The sequence below is a fragment of the Pseudoalteromonas sp. McH1-42 genome (assembly GCF_022347845.1).
In the GTDB taxonomy this organism is placed as follows: domain Bacteria; phylum Pseudomonadota; class Gammaproteobacteria; order Enterobacterales; family Alteromonadaceae; genus Pseudoalteromonas; species Pseudoalteromonas rubra_D.
The window spans coordinates 1-20,519 of the sequence record NZ_JAKRFU010000037.1; the positions used below are offsets into that span (position 1 = coordinate 1).

Consider the following 20,519-nt stretch of genomic DNA (forward strand, 5'->3'; position numbering starts at 1 on the left):
TGAGCTAACTCGTACTAATTACCCGTGAGGCTTAACCATACAACGCCAAAGTGGTTTTGTTTGTTAGAAGTTAAGAACTAAAGTAGACGATAAGAATTTGATACGCTTTTCCAGATTTTAGTGAGATGTTGATAAACATCTTGCGCACAGAATTTCCTGGTGAACATAGCATTTTGGAACCACCTGACCCCATGCCGAACTCAGTAGTGAAACGAAATAGCGCCGATGATAGTGTGGGGTTTCCCATGTGAAAGTAGGACATCGCCAGGGCCTAATTAAAGAAACCCGTTGCAGTAATGCAGCGGGTTTTTTGCTTTGTGCGATTTAAAAAAGTTGTATAACTGCCCGCTCATAAAGCCCACACCACCGTTATCCCGCACTTGATGCGGGAACTACTCACAGGCTACACGGAGAGTATATGAATGACATGCCGACCCGGTGGTCATTCTCATAAGTCGGTATGTGAATACCTCTCTTACTTATGTGATTGATCAAAAATAATTGCCCCTATTTTAAATAAATTTAAATCCCCTCAGTTTTAATTTCTCAGGCCTTCACCTTCTAATGCCTAAAGAATGAAGGTATTAAAATGCTTCATTTGACTGTATATGTGAATTAAAAGTTCAAGTGGGATCTTGCTTTGCTGGGTTTGTGGGAATAAATATGCTTGATCTGTTCTTTTCGACCATGTTAAAACATAGGCAATTCATCAACAGGACCAATGCCCACATGCAAATTATTACGTTGTCACTATCGCTTAACCTCTTACTGCTTAGCTGTAAGAGCGGGGCGTAGTTGCGCGTAAGGGCAGCAACACGATAAACCCCGCACACTGTGCGGGGTTTTTTTATGCTTAAACGAGGACATCAGGTATGCAAGATAAGGTTTGGATATTCGACACGACATTAAGAGATGGAGAGCAGGCGCTTAAAGCCAGTCTGACGGAAGAAGATAAAATTCTGCTCGCGCATACCATTAGTCGTTTAAATGTGGATGTGATGGAAGTTGGTTTTCCGGTCTCAAGCCCGGCTGACTTTCGAGCCGTACAGCGTATCGCAAGAGAGATTACCGGACCAAGCATCTGTGGCTTGGCACGCGCTGTCAGCAAGGACATTGAGGCTTGTGGAGAAGCACTAAGGCCAGCAGAGAAGCGCCGTATTCATACATTTATTGCGACCAGCCCCCTGCACCTGGAACATAAACTCAGAATGTCGCTGGATGATGCGACCGAGATGGCGGTGAAATCGATCAAGCTGGCACGCAACTATACCGATGATGTCGAGTTTTCGTGTGAAGATGCTGGTCGTACCCCTTATGGCGATTTATGCCGCATTGTTGAGCGGGCAATCGATGCCGGCGCCAGCACCATTAACTTGCCTGATACGGTGGGTTATGTCACGCCAGATGAGTATGCAGCAATGATCCATCATATTCGTCACAATGTCCCAAATATCGACAAGGCGCGCCTGAGCGTCCATTGCCATAACGATCTTGGCCTGGCTGTCGCAAACTCTATCGCTGCGGTGCAGGCTGGTGCGAGACAAATCGAATGTACCATTAATGGTATTGGTGAGCGTGCGGGTAATTGCTCATTAGAAGAAGCGGCGATGATCTTAAAAATGCGCGAAGACCACTTGCAGGTGAGCTGTGATATTCGCAGTGAAGAGATTTACCGCGCATCACGTCAGGTTGCCAAGATTTGCAATATGCCAGTACAACCGAACAAAGCGATTGTTGGCGAAAACGCCTTTGCGCACAGCTCAGGGATCCATCAGGATGGGGTGCTAAAAGCACAAAATACCTATGAGATTATGTCACCCGAAACCGTCGGCGTTCCCAATAATCAGCTAAATATGACGTCGCGTTCTGGTCGCCATGTGATTGAACATCGACTGAGCGAATTGGGTTATCAGCAATCTGACTACGATATGGACTCTCTCTATGACAGCTTCCTGGCCTTGGCCGATCAAAAGGGCACTGTATATGACTATGACTTGGAAGCGATGATCCACTTCAATCAGATCACCGATAAAGATGATTTTTACCAGTTGCAATTTGTGAATGCGTCATCGAATTCTCAGTCGATCGCCAGCGCAACTGTTGGGATTGCTATGGGTGAGCAATTAAAACAGGAAGCTGCTACGGGTAATGGTCCGGTGGAAGCCGCATTTCTGGCACTTGAGCGTATTACCGGGAAGACAATTGATATTGTCGAGTACAACCTGGATGCAACCGGGCAGGGGGCCAGCTCACTGGGGCAGGTCGATATGATAGCCAAATACGATGGCCGCCAGTACCACGGTACCGGGCTGGCAGCCGATGTGGTGGAAGCGTCTGTGCACGCCATGATCCACGTTTATAACTTAATTCACCGAGCCGCCAAGGTCTCGAGTTTGAAACAACAAAGGAAAGCAGGATGAGTCAATCAAATTATCAGATAGCAGTATTAGCCGGCGATGGCATTGGACCTGAGGTGATGGCTGCCGCTGAGCTGGTGCTAGATAAAGTCAGTGAGGTATTTGGTATTGGCTTAGAGCGCCAACATCATGCCATAGGCGGCGCGGCCATTGATGCGTATGGTGTTGCGTTGCCCGATACAACTTTGGCTGCCTGCGAAGCATCAGATGCGATTCTGTTTGGTTCTGTTGGCGGACCTAAATGGGAACATTTGCCTCCCCAGGAGCAGCCAGAACGCGCTTCTTTGTTGCCGCTGCGAAAGCATTTCGGGCTGTTTTGTAATCTGCGTCCGGCGCAATTATTGCCAGCGCTGAGCGCCGCCTCTCCATTAAGGGCTGATATTAGCCAGCAGGGCTTTGATATTTTGTGCGTGCGTGAGTTAACCGGTGGCATTTATTTTGGCGATAAAGGTCGTGAAGGCAATGGTGCAGAAGAAGCCGCATTTGATACTCAACGTTACAGCCGTCAGGAAATCGAACGCATTGCTCGCTTTGCCTTCGAAGCAGCCAGACTGAGAAGCAATCGGGTCACATCGGTGGATAAAGCCAATGTATTGGCATCGAGTGTTTTATGGCGTGAAGTGGTGTGTGACGTTAGTAAAGACTATCCGGATGTTGAGCTGGAACATATTTATATTGATAACGCGGCAATGCAACTGGTGAAGCAACCCGGCCAGTTCGATGTGCTGTTGTGTGACAACTTATTTGGCGACATTCTGTCAGATGAATGTGCCATGATCACAGGTTCCATGGGCTTGTTACCGTCAGCAAGCCTGAATCAGTCTGGGTTCGGCTTGTATGAACCAGCGGGCGGATCGGCGCCAGATATTGCCGGAAAAGGCATTGCGAATCCAATCGCGCAGATCCTCAGTGCTGCCCTGATGTTGCGTTACTCGCTGGCACAGGATGAAGCGGCAAGGCGCATAGAAAAGGCCGTCGCCGAAGCTGTCGCTGCTGGCGTGGGGACTCCGGATATCTATCCACAAGGGGGCTACACGACGTTGGATGTGGCTCATGCAATTGTCGAACGGATCTAAGCGGATTTCAGATTAACAACAGGATGTAGCAAGTGGCACAAACATTATATGACAAAATCTGGCAGGCCCATGTGGTCGCCAGTATTAACGAACAAACCGATTTACTCTATATCGACAGGCACCTGGTACATGAGGTGACTTCGCCGCAGGCATTTGCGGGCTTACGTGAAAAAAATCGCGCGGTACGTTGCCCACATAAAACCTTTGCGACCATGGATCACAATGTGTCGACCAAAAGTCGCTCTATTGATGCGGCAAGTGAAGTCAGTAAAAACCAGCTTCAGGCATTGGCACAGAACTGTCAGGAGTTCGGCATTGAGCTTTATGATCTGAGCTCAGTGAATCAAGGCATTGTGCATGTGATGGGCCCTGAGCAGGGGATCACCTTGCCTGGCACAACGATCGTTTGCGGTGACAGTCATACCTCAACGCATGGTGCATTTGGTGCATTGGCCCATGGGATCGGTACCTCTGAGGTAGAGCATGTGTTGGCAACTCAGACTCTTCAGCAGAAGAAAGCAAAATCATTGAAAATTGAGATCACAGGCACATTGCGGCCCACTGTCACAGCCAAGGATCTGATCATGGCTGTGATCGGTAAACTGGGGACTGCCGGGGGCACGGGCTTCGTCGCGGAGTTTTGCGGTACGGCTATTGAGGCCTTGTCAATGGAAGCGCGGATGACACTGTGCAATATGAGTATTGAAATGGGCGCTAAGGCTGGATTGATCGCGCCGGATCAGACGACGTATGATTATCTTAAAGGTCGCCCGTTCGCACCGCAGGGCGAAGAGTTTGATCAGGCCGTCACCTACTGGCAAACTCTGCACACCGATCCCGACGCAGTCTTTGATAGCGAAGTGATCATCAGTGCTGATGAGATCCAACCTCAGGTCACATGGGGCACCAGCCCTGAGCAAGTGATCGGGATTGATGAGGCCATTCCGGATCCGGAAACTGAACCGGATCTGATCAAAGCTGAGGCCATGCGCAGTGCATTGCGTTACATGGGACTTCGTGCAGGCCAGAAGCTGACCGATGCGAAAGTGGATACGGTGTTTATTGGCTCTTGTACTAACAGCCGCATTGAAGATTTGCGTGCCGCGGCTCAGGTTGTAGCAGGCAAACAGGTTGCCAGTGGCGTTGAAGCGCTCATTGTGCCGGGGTCAGGTTTGGTCAAGCAACAGGCTGAACGCGAAGGGCTGGCGGACATTTTTACGGCAGCCGGCTTTGAATGGCGTGAACCGGGTTGCTCTATGTGCCTGGCAATGAATGACGATCGACTTGGGATGGGTAAACGCTGTGCGTCAACCTCCAATCGCAATTTCGAAGGGCGTCAGGGTCGCGGTGGCAGAACCCACTTAGTGAGCCCTGCAATGGCCGCGGCTGCTGCGATTGCGGGCCACTTTACTGATATTCAAGGAGAGCAGGCATGAGCGTCTTTCACTGCGGTTTGTTAGCACCGCTGGATAAAAATAATGTCGATACTGATCAAATCATTCCTAAGCAATTTTTAACATCCACCAGCCGGGACGGTTTTGACAAGGCGCTTTTTTACGATTGGCGCTACACAGATCTGGGAGAGCCGGATCCGGAGTTTATCCTCAACGCGCCTCAATATCAGGGGGCCAGTGTACTGCTGACACGGGATAACTTTGGCTGCGGATCATCGCGTGAACACGCACCCTGGGCATTAAAACAATACGGTTTTACGGTGATCCTGGCACAGAGTTTTGCTGATATCTTTTTCAACAATTGCGGCAATAATCAGATGCTGTGCATTAGCCTGCCTGCAAGCACCCTGGATAGCCTGTTTGGCTTGTGTGAACGTCAGGCCGATATTCAGATTGAAGTTGATCTGGCTGCTCAGCAGTTACGCAGTGAGCATTTTGCGCCGATCGCGTTCGATGTCCGTCCGGATATCAAAGCTCGTTTGCTCAGTGGATTGGACTTTATCGGCGAAACTGAGCAGCTAAATACCCAGATAGACAAGTTTGAACAGCAACTTCAGGCAGCGCGTCCCTGGCAGTAGCTGTTCGATCGCCGCATTTAATTGGCAAAGGCCGCGAAGTGGATTACGCTGCGGCCTTTATTATTTTTAGGAACATTGATATGAAACTCGTTTATGCAGCCGCTTTACTTGTCAGTGGCACTGTAATGGCGCGTCCGGCTCCTTTAGTGTCTATTCCCACGCATGATGCGTTTTTTGATCAACTCAAGCAACATTGTGGTAAAGCATATGAGGGTAAAGTGACGGTCGATAATCAGGGACCCAGTGCGTTCAGCGATGCGCGCTTGATCATGCATGTGCGTCGTTGTAACGATCAGGAGCTGCAAATTCCGTTTCATGTTGGAAAAAATGCCTCGCGCACCTGGATCATTACCAAGACTGGTAGCGGTCTGAGCCTGAAGCACGACCACCGTCATAAAGATGGCAGTGATGATGAATCGACTATGTATGGTGGCCATACTGTCGATGCGGGCTACGACAACGTGCAATCTTTTCCTGCTGATCAGTACTCTAAAGAGTTATTTGTGAAGCGCGGTATTCCGCAATCAGTGGGCAACACCTGGCAGATGTATATTTACGATGAGCGTTTCACCTATCGCCTGGTCAGAGAAGGGCGTGAGTTCAGAGTCGACTTTGACCTGACCAAGCCGGTTCAGGCACCTAAAGCACCCTGGGGTTATCAGGACTAATTGGGTTACACAGCTCAGTGTGAATACTGAGCTGTGTGGTTATTTCGGGTTTTTCACGCAACGTACTTCTACTTGCAGGTCGGGCTCGTACGCTCTTGGGTAAGTCGGTAAACGGTCAAAACTCTGCACGCCTGCGAGTAGTACCAGCTGTGGCAAACGACCCTGGCACAACCGTTGACTATGCCTGAGTAAAAACACACTTTGTTGCAAAAAGTGTTGATAACTATCCGATTTTATCTGTAAATAGTAGTGATCGTCATTATACTTAATTTGGTCATAGTGCACTTTGTGATCAAAGTCATACAACTTTTCGACGACGCCATTAGGTGGCGGCGTGTAGCTGCTGCAGGCACTGGCAAGTAAAGTGAGTGCAACTACTGGTAGCGTGCATCGTACTTGTTTAATCACCTGTGTTGTCATAAAGCCGAGTTGTGCCATATAAAACCTGATAATCCATCTTCGTCTTGATGAAGTGTAACATATTTGGGAGGTGCGCTTGTTTGCACAACTAAGAAAGTTCATAAATAACCTGGCTCAACAGCCAGAGTCTCAACAGGCACCTGACTTTACGACAGCATTGGCTGCATTGATGGTGGAGATTATGCGCGCCGATGGTGAAACCCACGCGGATGAATGCCATATGATTGCTCGGCTGCTGACCCAGCATAGTGGCATTTCAACACAGGCCAGCGAGCTCATTCGCGATCAGGCCATCTCTATGGTAGATGAAGCGATTGATTTGCATCGATTTGTGCGTGTTGTGAACGCACATACCGGGGAACTTGAGCGTATCGAAGTGATTGAATTACTCTGGTTAGTGGCCTATGCCGACGGTCTTTTAGATCCCCACGAAGAACATATGGTCAGAAAAATCGCAGGCCTGCTGTACGTGGCACATGCTGACTTTATCTCAGCCAAACTCACAGCCCGTCAACAGCTCGGGCTCACTGATTAGTGAGTGAGCTGCGCGGTACCTAACTCGGTTTTGCAGGACTGAATGGCTTCTTTGATCAGGAAATTCACCAGTGTAGGTGAAATACTGTACATCTGAGCAATTTCTTTTTGCTTTAACCGTCCGTCACGATAAAAGCTCACCACGTTCTGATGGCGCTTAGACAGCTTCGCAATGGTGTGATTCACTTTTTCTGAGAGCTGTGCATCAATGAAGCGGGTTTCAATATTAGACTCTTCATCATCAAAGTGCTCACCATGCACAGATTCCATATCAACCAGACTTTCTCGACTTTGTTTGCGCAACATGTCAATGGCAATATTGCGGGCAACCTGATAGCAAAAACTCTTCGAATTTTTAACCTGGCAGTTCTGACAGGCTGACATACCAGACAAGCGAATAAAGGTATCTTGTAACGCATCCTCAGCGAGATAGGGGCAACGCAGAATGTTGTTTAAATAAGCAAGTAGCTTGGCTTCGTTTTCTGCAATGACATTTGACCACTTTTCACACGACTGCGGCACGGTAAGTTCTCCTGGTGTATTTGATTTAGATCCGTTATGGCGAATGATAATAGTTATCACTATTATGTTATTTCCTTTTGTATTTTGTCGTCAAGTAGTTTTCTACTCCCGTTTGGCGCTTTAGTGGGTTCTTGATAGCGCACACCTCGCGAATCATGCCAGTGCTGGTTTACCTGCAGACCTGAAATAACGCGGTGTTGTGGATTGAACGCATTGGGGTGGTTTTTTGTTTTTATCTCGCGTCTAGCAGGGGAAGCCCCTCATTCTCTTTTCTGGGGCTTTTGCGTATTTTTAAACAAAAGGATTAATATGAAATCATTTACACTGGGCTTTGCAGGGCTCGCTATTTTGATGGGCAGCACACAGGCTGCCCCACTTTTCCCCCCAGCCCTGACAAACCCGCATAGCAACGAAGCTGTAAGCGTCACCCGCACCCAATTCGGTATCGCCCATGTCAAAGCACACAGTTTGTATGGGCTGGGCTATGGTAATGCTTATGCCCAGGCGCAAGATCATAGTTGTCTGTTGGCTGACGGTTACTTGCGACTGCGCGGAGAGCGGGCGCAATATCTTGGTGCACATCGTAATGAGGGAGATAATTACTTCCTGATGTCGGATATTGGCTATCGCATTCTGGACCTGCCCGGTCGAGCCACACAGCAATATTCGAGTTTATCGGCGAGTACGCGTGCATTGGCGGAAGGCTTTGCTGCGGGATACAATCAGTATCTTGAGGAAGTAGCCGCGGGTAACGCGCAACTGGACGAGATTTGTCGCGATGCTCCCTGGGTTAAGCCGATAACGGCACAGGATGTAATTGCTAACGTATTGCTTATGGGTGTGCAGGGCAGTGTGGGTAGGCTGCTACCACAGCTAGTGCAGGCAGGGCCAGATAGTGAGACGACCCCAGCACAACAGAGTTACTCGATGACACTGACACCCGCTGAGCAGCTCACACAGGGGTCAAATGGTTGGGCGATTGGTAAAGCCCTGAGCCACAATGGACGAGGTATGGTGCTCGCCAACCCACATTTTCCGTTCAATGGTAATTTTCGCTTCTGGACACATCACGCCACTGTGCCCGGTGAGCTGGATGTGATGGGGGCGTCCGTTCTTGGGATGCCTGGTGTGGTCAATATCGGCTTTAACCGTAACCTGGCCTGGACTCACACCTATTCAACGGCACTACATCATGTGTTTTATGAACTGACGCTGGACCCGGACAACCCACGCCGATATCGTTATAAAGGTCAGTGGCATACGATGCGCGAACGTCACATCCAGGTTCCGGTTAAAACGGCTACTGGGATGCAAACGCACACCCATACTGCGTATGCCACACAGTTTGGTTTAATGCTTGAAGATCCTGAGCGCTTCCCCTGGCAGGGTGGGGTTGCCTATGCCGTCAGTGATGTAAATCTGGATAACTTCTCAGCAATAGACCATTGGTTGTCATACAACCGGGCCGCATCAGTAGCGCAATTGCGCGAAGCATCAAGGCGGTTTAATGGCTTGTCTTTTAATAATACGCTGGCAGCGGATAAATATGGTAATGCCTTCTATACCGACGACTCCAATGTCCCTAACCTTTCAGCGGCTGCTCTAAACTGGTTACAGACTGACCCAAAATCTGCTGCTATTTTTGCCGCCACAGGTCAGGTGGTGTTGCCTGGCGATCGTGAAGAGATGATGTTTGATGGTGCCGTTGAGCTGGCCGAGGCACCGTCACTTAGCCGTCGTGATTATGTGCAAAACTCCAATGATTCTTTCTGGCTGAGCAATGCCTCACAACCACTGCGCAATGTCTCTCCTTTGTATGGTCCGGTGGATGTACAACAAACGGAGCGTAGTCGGTATGCTTATGCGTTATTGCGCTCAGGGTCAGGACGAGATGGTCGTTTCAACCTGGACGAACTGGAGCATATCATGCTCGGTAACGGCAGTTATTTTGCCAGTGAGCGCGGTGTTATCGCCGACTTATGCCAGCAATATGCGGGCCAACGTTGGGCTTTGAACGAACAGCTTGAAGTTGATGTAGATCCCGCCTGTGCGGCGTTCGCACAATGGGATGGACGCTTTGACCTGACATCGAAAGCGGCACATCTGGCGCGCGAATTTTTCCGTGTGCTCGACAGGCGTCAGGATTTTGTGGTGCCGTTTAATCCCAGGTTTCCAACTACCACACCGCACACGATTAAATCTGACCCTGAGATCCTGAGAAAATTGCTCCGTGCTGCGGCTGATCTGCAGCACTATGGTTTTGCACTGGATGCGCCATTTGCTGAGATCCAGTATTTGCAAAAGGGCACGGAGCGTTTGTCGTGGGCTGGGCCTGAACATCAAAGTGGCGGGTTCAATGTGTTTGCAACCCACAATACGATGGATCTGACCAGTTTTGCCGCGCAGCCATCGACGCCACTCACCAGTGTGGTTGATGGGCGACCATTATGGTCTGGACTACGTGAGGCAGGCTATGGTGTGAACTTTGGTTCTAGCTGGATGATGGTGGTGGGCTTTGATGACAATGGTCCGGTTGCCCGCGGTTTGCTGAGTTATTCGCAAAGTGCCAATCGTGACTCAGAGCATTTTAGTGACAGTAGCCGCCATTATAGTGCGCAACAGGGGTTGGTCGAATTGCCATTTTATCCCTGGCAGGTGTCAATCAATAAGCTCAGTACGACCAAACTGATCGTGAAAAAAGACTAAAAAACCCGGACTGTCGCGCGTCACTATGCCGACAGTCTGATTTTTGGAGAAAACGATGAGCTTTGATAACGAAAATGGCACCTTCAAGGTCCTGATTAACCAGGAAGAACAATATTCACTTTGGCCCAGTTATAAAAGCGTGCCCGGTGGCTGGCAAGATGTGGGTGTTGAAGGCGATAAAGAGACTTGCCTGGCTTACATCAATGCGCACTGGACTGATATGCGTCCATTAAGCCTTCGCCAGGCGATGGATCAGTAAGTTTCCCGGCGCCGCCTGAACAGTTTAGATGCTGAACAGCGCCAGTGCGCGGCTAATATCCATCGCACTGCCTTGCCACACTGCCAGTTTATTCACGGAGTACCCCATGACCGCCACGACGATAATGGATCGCCTTGCCCACCATGCAGCACAACAGCCACAACAAACCGCGCTGATCTGCGTAGATAAAAAAGCACACACACGCTGGAGTTTTCAGGCGTTGTATGAACAGAGTTTACAGCTGGCAGGGCATCTGCAGCACCACGTCAGTGCGGGTGATCGTGCCTTGATCCTGATGGATACCGGCATTGAATATGTGACCAGCTTTCTTGCTTGTCAGCATTTGGGCGTGACTGCCATACCTAGTTTTCCACCCGAGTCGACGAAAGCGCAACATATTGCCCGTACCGTGGGGATTGCCGAAGATGCCAGTGCTCGCCTGGTGCTGACAACTTCGCGATTCACAGAAACAGTCGCGGGTATGTGCGAGGCACTGGATGGGATTGTTATGCAGGTGGTAGACGAATTAAACACGCCTGCGCCTGAAGCGCCACGCCACTCAGCGCACAGTGACGAGATTGCCTTCTTACAGTACACCTCGGGCTCAACCGCCAAACCAAAAGGCGTGATGGTCAGTCATGGTAATTTGCTGGCCAATGAAGCGGTGATCACCGAACGAATGCAAACAACTCAATCCGATGTGATGGTCAGTTGGTTGCCGCTGTTTCATGATATGGGACTGATAGGTGGACTGTTGCAGCCTATCTACGTCGGTTATCCGTTGGTGTTGTGTTCACCGCGTTTCTTTATGGAACGTCCGGCTCGCTGGCTACAACTGATCGGTGAATATGGCGGCACTGTCTCTGGCGGTCCCGACTTTTCTTTCCGCCTGTGTCTGGAGCGGATCCGTGACAAGCAGCTGGCAGATTTGGATCTGAGCACTTGGCGCGTTGCGTTCTCGGGTGCAGAACCAATCCGCCACGATACCCTGTTGGATTTCGCGGAGCGTTTTGCACCGCAGGGCATGCAAGCGTCGGCCATTTACCCATGCTATGGTCTGGCTGAGGGTACTTTGATGGTGACTGGCACAGAGGCCGGTGGTGGTGCCGTGATCCGTGCCTTTGACAATCAGGGACTGGCATCGGGTCGGGCAGAAGTAGTCGATGCCCGTGATCTCCGGGACAGTGACGCATACTGCCATCAGGTTGGCTGTGGCCAGGTTGCCAGCAACCACCTGCTCAGGATCACGTGTCCGCAATCGCATCGCGCACTGGCTGATGGTGAAATTGGTGAGATCTGGTCTGCCGGACCCAGTATTGCACTGGGCTACTGGCAGAATGAGCAAGCCACCCAGGATACGTTTGTTGAGCTCGATGGTCATCGCTGGCTGAGAACTGGTGATGTTGGTTACGTATTCGACGGTCAACTTTACATCTCAGGTCGACAAAAAGACTTGATCATTATGAATGGCCACAATGTCTATCCGCAGGATATTGAGCGGGCTATTGAGGCTGAACTGAGCTTTGTGCGCAAAGGTCGGGTGTCGGCGTTTCCGGTGCCCAGTGAAGACAGCGGCGAAGGCATTGGCCTTGCAATCGAAACCAGCAACAGCTATCGCAATGAGGTTCCCGCGCAGCAAACAGCGTTAATTGTACGTGACTTTATTACTGAGCATTTTGCTGCCTGTCCGGAGCTGGTATTGCTGTTAGATCAGGGGGGCTTGCCAAAAACCTCTAGTGGTAAGCTTCAGCGCAGTGCCTGTTTGAAGTTACGTAACGCCAATGAACTGGCCAGTTATGGTGATTTTGACCTGACTCAGCTGCAACAGCTCACGGCGCAAGGCTCATTGCCAGGCAACGCACACTGGGATGAGTTGACCCAGCAGCTGGCACAATGCTGGCAAAGTGTGCTGCGTTATCCGGTTAATCATGATGATGCGGATTTCTTTGCGCTGGGAGGCAGCTCAATCAAAGCGGCGCAATTACTGGCGCGAGTCCAGAGTGAACTGGATTGTCAGCTCGACCCCAGTAGTTTATTTGCAGCGCATCGCTTTGGTGATTTCTGCCAACGTGTAAGAGACGTAAAAGATGCACCTAGCGTGCAGATCACCCCTCAACAGTTGAGCGATTACCCGCTCAGCGCACAGCAGCAAAGACAATTATTCTTATGGCAACTGGAGCCCAATAGCAGCGCTTACCACATTGGTGCGACCATGCAGTTAGCCGGTAAAGTGGATCCGCAACGACTTGAGCAGGCCTGTGCTCAGGTGCTGGCCCAACAACCCGCGTTGCAACAAGCCTATTTTAAAACGACGGATGGCCAGTGGCGTCAGCGCACTGCTGCACAGCCCTTACAGTGGCAATTTCATGATCTATGCAATGCCGCAGATGCGAGCACTCAGGCTGACGCATTACAGCGCACTTGCTATGAAACGCCGTTTGCACTGGGCGACGGAGAGAATTTCCGTGCTGCATTGATCAGTGAGTCTGACCAGACACATCGCCTGGTGCTGGTCATGCACCATATTGCCAGTGATGCCTGGAGCTTCGATTTGTTGCTGGGGGCGATCTCGCGTCACTATAACGCGTTGTGTAACAACGCCGAGGATGGCGGTGTGCTTGAATATAATGACATCCAGTATGGGGACTTTGCACTATGGCAGCAGGAGTGGCTGACCTCTGAAGCTGCCGCGACGCAGCTGAACTACTGGCAGGAACGACTGGATGGCCAAGGGGATGAGGAGTTACTGGCACCTGAGCAGGCGAGACGCAGTGATTTGGCAACGCCAATGGGCGTGATGCGTTTTACCTTGGATCACAAACACACCGATAAGCTGCAACAGCTTGCACATAGTCAAAGTGCCAGTCTGTTCATGCTGTTATTGAGTAGTTTGCAGGTGTTGTTTTATCGCCTCAGTGGCAAACGTCAGCCGCAGATTGGCGTGGCGGTTGCCAACCGTAACCTTGCGCAGTTACACAATCTGGTTGGCTTTTTCATCAATACTCAGGTGATCCGTGGCTCGGTATCACCGGAGCAAAGTTTTACTCAGTTGCTGGAAGCTTGCAAACAAACGGCACTGGACGCACAGCGTTATCAGGACTATCCGTTTGAAAAGCTGGTGGAAGTGCTGAATCCACAGCGTGCATTGGGACAAACGCCGCTGTTTCAGGTGATGTTTAACCATCTTGAGCAGGATGTGGCGAAGACACTGACGCTGGCCGACTGTACCACAGTCGATGCGCAATCGTTGCAACAGCAGGCGCAGTTTGACCTCAGTATCGACTCACGGCTGGATGAGCAGGGTCAGCTGAGCATTGAACTACAGTACAATCAGGCGCTCTATCAACAGAGTACCATTGCACGCTTGTCCGAGGCGTATCAGCAACTGCTTAATCAGCTGCCACAACAAGCACAGTTGGCAATTGGTAATCTGTCTTTAGGCGCTGAGCAGGCACAATTACCTGAGGCAGCAACGGGGGCTGTAGCTTCGGCGCCGGCTGCTCAGTGGCTGACATCGGTCAGCGAGTATGCTGCCAGCAATCCGGATGCAACCGCGGTGATCTTTGACGATCAACATTATAGCTATGAGTGGCTGGAGCAAACGGCCAACCGGCTGGCCCATGGTCTGATTGGCCAAGGTCTGGGAGGTCAGGTGGTCGGGATTATGCAGGCACGAAAACCCCTGATGCTGGCCTCGGTGCTGGCCTGTTTAAAGGCCAGTGCTGCCTACTTGCCATTGGACCCTAACTTCCCGCAAACGAAGCTGGCACACATGGTCAATGACAGTGGTTGTGCCGCTATCTTGGGTGAACAGACTGACATCACCTTGCCTGTGCCTTGTATTTCTCCACTGGCGTTACTCAGTGAATATCACGAACACAGCACTGCACCGGTTGTGGTCCATCATGCCCGGTCTCTGGCCTATTTAAACTACACCTCTGGCTCGACGGGTCAGGCGAAAGGCGTGGCGATTGAGCATCAGGCGCTGGCCAGCTACATAGAGTCGGCAAAAGTCTTTATTGCATTGAGTCATCAAGACGTTGTACTGCAATTTGCCACCATTAATTTTGATGCCTTTGTGGAGCAAGTGTTCCCCAGCTGGGCTGTCGGTGCTGCTGTGGTATTGCGTGGTGATACGTTGTGGGACGCTGAGACCCTTTATCAACAGGCGCAGCGTCACGGTATTACCGTGATGGATCTCAGTGCCGCTTATTGGCGCAGCATTGCCGCCAGTTGGGCGCGAATGGCGACCACCACGCCATTGTCACTGCCTAATTTGCGTCAGGTACACTCAGGCGGTGAGGCGATGTCAGAGCAGGGCATTGCGGACTGGCGCGCAGCGGGTCTGGGTGAGGTTCGCCTGCTGAATACCTATGGACCGACAGAAATTGTGGTTGAGGCTGCTATTCATGATTGCCGCACGCTGAATGCGGGCGAGGTTGTGCCGCTGGGTCATGCCCTGAATGGACGCCGTCTTTATGTATTGGACAACAACCTTCAGCCTGTGGCCGAAGGTCAGGTGGGCGAGCTGTATATCGGCGGAGATATCCTGGCGCGCGGGTACTGGCAACGTCCGGCACAGACGGCAACCAGCTTTATCGCCGATCCGTTTGCGGATACTGGTGCTCGTATGTACGCCAGTGGTGATCTGGTTAGCTGGCAAAATGGTGCGCTGCATTATCATGGTCGCAGCGACCATCAGGTTAAAATTCGCGGCTTCCGGGTTGAACTGGGTGAGATTGAGACCCGTCTGACACAGCTGCCAGATGTGGATGTGGCAGTGGTGATCACCGAGCAGCAGGCGCAAGCTTTAAGCCTGATAGCCTATGTACAAAGCGACCGTCATGATGATCCAGATTATGTAGTCAGGCTCAAGCGAGCGCTGGCTGAGCAGCTACCTGATTACATGGTCCCGGCGCAGATTGTGGCACTGGCACAGTTGCCCATCAATGCCAGCGGCAAGCTGGAGCGCCAGCAACTACCAAAAGTAACATCCGCGCAGGCCCCGTCAGTCAGCACAGCTGCCAATCAGACCGAGCAGGCACTGGAAGCGGTCTGGGCGAAGCATCTGGCGATGAGTCAGGTTGATCGCAATGCGAACTTCTTCGATTTAGGGGGGCATTCGTTACTGCTGATGGCGGTCTTCGACGATTTGAAGCCACAGTTTGCTCAGTTACAACTGACCGACTTATTTGCCTATCCCAGCATTGCGAGCCTGGCAGCATATCTGGACCAGTCACAAACAACACAGTCACAAACAAACAGCGCCCCGAGTGGCGCCCGGCAGCGTCGCGGCATGGGCGCCGTCGCTGCCCGCAAACGTAAAGTAAGAGAATCATAATCATGTCAGAACAGCATTATAGTGAACTGGATATTGCCATCGTCGGGATGGCCGGGCGTTTCCCTGATGCGGATAACGTCGATGCCTTGTGGCAAAATATTCGTGCCGGCCGTTGCGCAGTCCAAAGTTACGACGACGAGGCGCTGCGTCGTGCCAGCGTGAGTGAGTCTGACCTGAGCGACCCGGATTATGTGAAACGCGGCATTCCGTTTGACGGGCTGGCACAGTTTGATGCCGAGTTTTTTGGCTACACGCCAAAAGAAGCCGAACAGCTGGACCCACAGCAGCGTCACTTTTTGCAAACTTGCTGGCATGCCATGGCGCATGCCGGACTGGCACAGGGTGAGCTGACCGGCGTCTATGCCGGATGTGGTGTCCCTGCCTACCTGATGCAAAATCTGCTGCAAGGACAGTCACGTGATATCACCAGCCTGCTGGCGCTCACTAATGGTAACGACAAAGATTCACTGGCTACGCGGGTGAGCTACGAGCTAGATCTCAAAGGTCCGGCTGTCACCGTTCAGACTGCTTGCTCAACCTCACTGGTTGCGGTGCATATGGCGTGTCGTGCGTTACAAAACTTTGAGTGCGACTCAGCCCTGGCAGGCGGCGTGTGGCTCAATCTGACTCAGGATCAGGGGTATCATGCCCCGGCTGGTGGTAGCTTGTCGCCATCTGGTCAGTTGAGTGCTTTTGGTGAGCAGGCAGATGGTATTCTGATCGGCAGTGGTAGTGCCGCGGTGGTATTAAAGCGCCTGGCAGAAGCGCAGGAAGATGGCGATCACATTCTGGCAGTGATCAAAGGCTCAGCCATCAACAATGATGGCCGAGATAAGGTCGGTTATACGGCACCGAGCGTGAATGGTCAGGCCAACGCCATTATGGCTGCACTGGAGTTTGCAGACATTGACCCGCAAAGTGTGGGGTATATTGAAGCCCATGGCACCGGTACTGAACTGGGCGACCCAATCGAAATTGCTGCGCTGAGTCAGGCTTATGCCGGTGATGCAAAGCAATATTGTGCAATTGGTTCTGCTAAAACCAATCTTGGCCACTTGGATGCCGCGGCTGGGGTAACGGGTCTTATTAAGGCCGTTCAGGCGCTACGTCACCAGGAATTGCCGCCCAGTCTGCACAGTCAGCCTTTGAACAGCAAAATTGATTTTGCCAATAGTCCCTTCTACGTCAATACCGAGCTAAAACCCTGGCACAGTGAAGGCGTTCGTCGTGCGGCAGTAAGCTCCCTAGGCATGGGGGGCACCAACGCCCATGTGATCCTGGAAGAATACAATCAGCCAGATACCGAGCACAGCGCGGACTCGGCATGGCAAGTCCTGCCTATCAGTGCCAGCAGTCAAAGTGCTTTGGTTCGTCAGACTCAGGCGCTGGCCGATACATTGCAACGCTCACCAGAGCAGTTTGCACAGTTGGCCGCACTGTTACAGCATAAACGCAGTGCGCTGGCGGTGCGTTATGCCTGTGTGGCAGAAAATGCCGAGCAAGCCATCGCACAGTTACTGCGTGAGCCGCAGGGCGATAAAGCAACAGCGCCTCGGGTGGCACTGATGTTCTCGGGGCAGGGGTCTCAGTATGTCACCATGGCACAGCCGTTACTGCGCGAAGTGCCGGCATTTAAGGCCGCCTTTGATGAGGTAATGAGCTATTTCCCTGACACGTTGCAGCAAGAGCTACACAGTGTCTTTTCACCTGCAGACAGCGAGATCCTGACGGCTAACCAGTTACTGAATCAGACTCGCATTACTCAACCTGCTTTATTTGTCGTGGCTTATGCTATGGCGAAATGCTATGAGGCCCATGGTGTGGTGATCAGTGCCATGCTGGGTCATAGCATTGGCGAATATGCGGCAGCTTGTCTGGCTGGAGTAATGACGCTGGAGGTTGCAACCAAACTGGTGGCAGCTCGTGGCGAAGTATTGCAAAACATGGCGCCGGGCACCATGCTTTCGGTGATGGCCAATGGCGATGCCATTGCTCCTTACCTCAATGATGCGTTGGACATTGCGGCACTGAACAGCCCGACTAATACTGTGATTGCTGGTACGCGGGAAGCGATTAAGGCTTTACAGAGTGAGTTAAAAGCCGCCGATATTGCCGCGACGCGTCTGCATGTGTCACATGCTTTCCACAGTCATCTGACCGAATCAGTCTTGCCTGACTTTGCCAGTACGCTGGAACAAGTACTGAGTGCATCGCCGCTTCAGACGCCAAATGTCCCGTTTGTGTCTAACGTCAGTGGTACCTGGATCACAGCAGAGCAGGCCTGCTCTGCTCAATACTGGCTCGACCATATTCGTCAGCCGGTGAACTTTGTGGCTGGCGTAAAGGTGCTTGCAGAAAACGCGGATGTCTTGATTGAAGCCGGACCGGGCGACACTTTACAAAAACTGGCCAAGCAATCAGTGAGTGAAGAGAAGGTTGTATTGCACTCCGTGTCTCATGCACGCGACCTCAAGGCCCCGTTGCCACCATTTGGCAAAACTTTGGCTAAGCTATGGCAGTTGGGCTGTGCGGTTGATTTTGCTCAGTTAACAGTACGTCCACATGGCCAGTTAAATCTGTTGCCGGAATATGTGTTTGCCGACACAGAGTATTGGGTTGAACCCAGTGTAACCGCCTCGGCGGTCCCGGTTGCGAGCACTAGCGCAGGTCAGCAAGGTGCGCAGTTGTATGTCCCACAATGGCAGCAATGTGTTGCGCCTCAAGCCGTTGCGTCCTTGACCGGCAAGCGGGTGCTGTTGCTGGCAGCGGATATCCCTTTGGTATCACAGCTGAGTGCGGCATTGACGCAGGCAGGTGCTGAGTTGACACAGGTCTGGCAGGGAGACACCTTTTCAGCCATAGAAGAGAAGACTTATCGCCTGAACTTGCAAGATGGCGCGCAATTGAGTGAACTGAGCCAGGCCGTGGGTGATTTTGATCAGGTGGTAGACACCCGCTTTATGTTACCTCAGTCGTCCGGTACTTTGGCTTACAACACGTTGTTGCCTGTGGTGCAGTGGTTGATGTCGCTTGGCGGACGTCCGCTGAGTATCGTCGCGACTGAGCTATTTAATGTGTTGGGTGATGACACGGTCAGTGCAGAAAAGGCCTCAATGTTAGGGCTCACGCGGGTTGCACCTTTGGAGCTAGCCTCACAAACCTGTCAGGTATTGGCACTGACACAGGAGATGGCAAACAACCCGAGCAATAAATTAACCGGCCGTCTGGTGGCCGATCTGGTCCATGGTGACGAGGAAATCGCTTATCGGGGCACACATCGTTTTGCTTTGACGCAAACTGAGGTGAGCGCGCAAAGCGTGGCTGGTTCTGTACCTGGGGTAACCTTAATCACAGGTGGTCTGGGTGGCATCGGTCTGGCGCTGGCGAAGCACCTGGCCGGACAGGGCCATACCTTGGTGCTGCAAACGCGTCAGCAAATGGCTGAGCCTGCACAGTGGGCACAGTTGAGCGAAGATGAGCAGCAGCCACAGAAACTGCGTGAGCGTTATCAGCAACTGCATGCGTTGCAGCAAAGTGGTGCCAGGCTTACCGTGATCAGCGCCGACGTAACGGATATGGCGCAGATGCAAGCGGCGCTTACTCAAGCGCAGTCTGAAGTGGGCACCGTCACTCAGGTGATCCATGCTGCGGGTCTGCCCGGCGGTGGCTTGCTCACGGAGATCTCTGCGGCGCAGGCACAGCAAAGTGCCGCGGCCAAAGTGCAGGGCACACAAACGCTATTGCAGCTGTTTGCCGATACGCCGTTGACGCGCATGGTGCTGTGCTCCTGTCTGGCCTCAATCGTGGGTGCATTTGCGCAAAGTGATTACTGTGGCGCTAATAGTTATCTGGATGCAGTCGCACAACAAGACCACCCATTTACCGTGCAGGTACTCAACTGGGATGCCTGGCTGAACACGGGGATGACGGCCAATATTACGCTGGCAGATGGACTGGGACTAAGCCACAGTGAGGCATGTCAGTTGTTTGATGCCGCACTAAGCTTGGATCTGGCTCAGGTTTACTGTACCAGTACCGAATGGTCGCAATTGTGTGCAGCTACTCGGGCGACGGAGCAGGCGCTGCTGGCACGACTGAACAAACCCAAAGGTCATGCTCGTCCTGAGCTGGCGGTGGAATACGAAGCACCAGAAAGTGAGCTGGAACACAAACTGGTGGCCTTGTGGGCCGAATATCTGGGCTTTGAACAGATCGGTATTTTCGACAGCATGCTGGAGCTGGGCGGCGATTCGCTGGTGGCGATCCAGATGCTGGCCAAGGCCAAGCAAATGTTTACGGTTGAGCTGGAGCCGGCCGCTTTCTTTGAAGATCCGACCATAGATAACCTGGCCTTTATGATTGAAGAGCAGCTGGTTGCTCAGTTGCAGACACACTAACTTCCCCCTGCGGCCTCACCTTGAGGCCGCACTCTTATCCAGGCTGATCTGTTCTCTTTGCATTTTTTAATGAATTACTTGGTCGCAAGGCTTGCGATCTTTTTTGTGATATTATAACATTTCTGTATTGTTATAATATAACGTTGA

Annotated in this window: 12 protein-coding genes and 1 rRNA gene; 11 read left to right on the top strand and 2 right to left on the bottom strand. The window is 51.7% G+C overall.

Features of this window, described 5'->3' with window-relative positions; genetic code table 11:
• The first annotated feature begins 155 nt into the window (after positions 1-155).
• From rrf to MHN31_RS22930, 6 genes are all read left to right on the top strand, one after another.
• Positions 156-270, top strand: a 5S ribosomal RNA gene (rrf, locus tag MHN31_RS22905).
• 602 nt (positions 271-872) lie between these two features.
• Positions 873-2,420, top strand: a complete 1,548-nt coding sequence (gene leuA / locus MHN31_RS22910; RefSeq protein ID WP_125558656.1) for a 2-isopropylmalate synthase — start codon at positions 873-875, stop codon at positions 2,418-2,420.
• On the top strand, positions 2,417-3,493 hold the full coding sequence (gene leuB, locus MHN31_RS22915; RefSeq protein ID WP_239445404.1) for a 3-isopropylmalate dehydrogenase: 1,077 nt from the start codon (positions 2,417-2,419) through the stop codon (positions 3,491-3,493). Before leuA ends, leuB begins: the two co-directional genes overlap by 4 nt.
• Positions 3,494-3,525: 32 nt before the next feature.
• Positions 3,526-4,929 carry a 3-isopropylmalate dehydratase large subunit gene (gene leuC, locus MHN31_RS22920; RefSeq protein WP_239445405.1) on the top strand — a complete coding sequence of 468 codons (1,404 nt, stop codon included), beginning with the start codon at positions 3,526-3,528 and terminating at the stop codon, positions 4,927-4,929.
• Positions 4,926-5,525 (top strand): 3-isopropylmalate dehydratase small subunit, encoded by a 600-nt coding sequence (leuD, locus tag MHN31_RS22925; RefSeq protein WP_125558662.1) that lies wholly within the window; start codon positions 4,926-4,928, stop codon positions 5,523-5,525. Before leuC ends, leuD begins: the two co-directional genes overlap by 4 nt.
• An 80-nt stretch (positions 5,526-5,605) precedes the next feature.
• Positions 5,606-6,193, top strand: a complete 588-nt coding sequence (locus MHN31_RS22930; RefSeq protein ID WP_010383865.1) for a hypothetical protein — start codon at positions 5,606-5,608, stop codon at positions 6,191-6,193.
• A 39-nt stretch (positions 6,194-6,232) separates the two neighbouring features.
• Here the strand turns inward: MHN31_RS22930 and MHN31_RS22935 are convergent, their stop codons facing one another.
• The gene (locus tag MHN31_RS22935; RefSeq protein ID WP_138538865.1) at positions 6,233-6,631 is read right to left on the bottom strand and encodes a hypothetical protein; all 399 of its coding nucleotides are present in this window, start codon (positions 6,629-6,631) and stop codon (positions 6,233-6,235) included.
• A 58-nt stretch (positions 6,632-6,689) separates the two neighbouring features.
• Here MHN31_RS22935 and MHN31_RS22940 point away from each other — a divergent pair, with 58 nt between their 5' ends.
• Complete coding sequence (locus MHN31_RS22940; protein ID WP_239445406.1) at positions 6,690-7,148, top strand: TerB family tellurite resistance protein; 459 nt, start codon at positions 6,690-6,692, stop codon at positions 7,146-7,148.
• Here MHN31_RS22940 and MHN31_RS22945 read toward each other — a convergent pair.
• Positions 7,145-7,669 carry a sigma-70 family RNA polymerase sigma factor gene (locus tag MHN31_RS22945; RefSeq protein WP_010383862.1) on the bottom strand — a complete coding sequence of 175 codons (525 nt, stop codon included), beginning with the start codon at positions 7,667-7,669 and terminating at the stop codon, positions 7,145-7,147. The two genes, MHN31_RS22940 and MHN31_RS22945, sit on opposite strands and share 4 nt — an antisense overlap.
• Positions 7,670-7,978: 309 nt before the next feature.
• Here MHN31_RS22945 and MHN31_RS22950 point away from each other — a divergent pair, with 309 nt between their 5' ends.
• From MHN31_RS22950 to MHN31_RS22965, 4 genes are all read left to right on the top strand, one after another.
• Positions 7,979-10,375 carry a penicillin acylase family protein gene (locus MHN31_RS22950; protein ID WP_239445407.1) on the top strand — a complete coding sequence of 799 codons (2,397 nt, stop codon included), beginning with the start codon at positions 7,979-7,981 and terminating at the stop codon, positions 10,373-10,375.
• Positions 10,376-10,430: 55 nt separating this feature from the next.
• The gene (locus tag MHN31_RS22955) at positions 10,431-10,634 is read left to right on the top strand and encodes an MbtH family protein (RefSeq protein ID WP_125558671.1); all 204 of its coding nucleotides are present in this window, start codon (positions 10,431-10,433) and stop codon (positions 10,632-10,634) included.
• Positions 10,635-10,740: 106 nt separating this feature from the next.
• Entirely contained in the window at positions 10,741-15,975 is a 5,235-nt protein-coding gene (locus tag MHN31_RS22960; protein WP_239445408.1) for a non-ribosomal peptide synthetase, read from the top strand.
• Between the two features lie 2 nt (positions 15,976-15,977).
• Positions 15,978-20,372, top strand: a complete 4,395-nt coding sequence (locus MHN31_RS22965; protein ID WP_239445409.1) for a type I polyketide synthase — start codon at positions 15,978-15,980, stop codon at positions 20,370-20,372.
• Positions 20,373-20,519 lie beyond the last annotated feature (147 nt).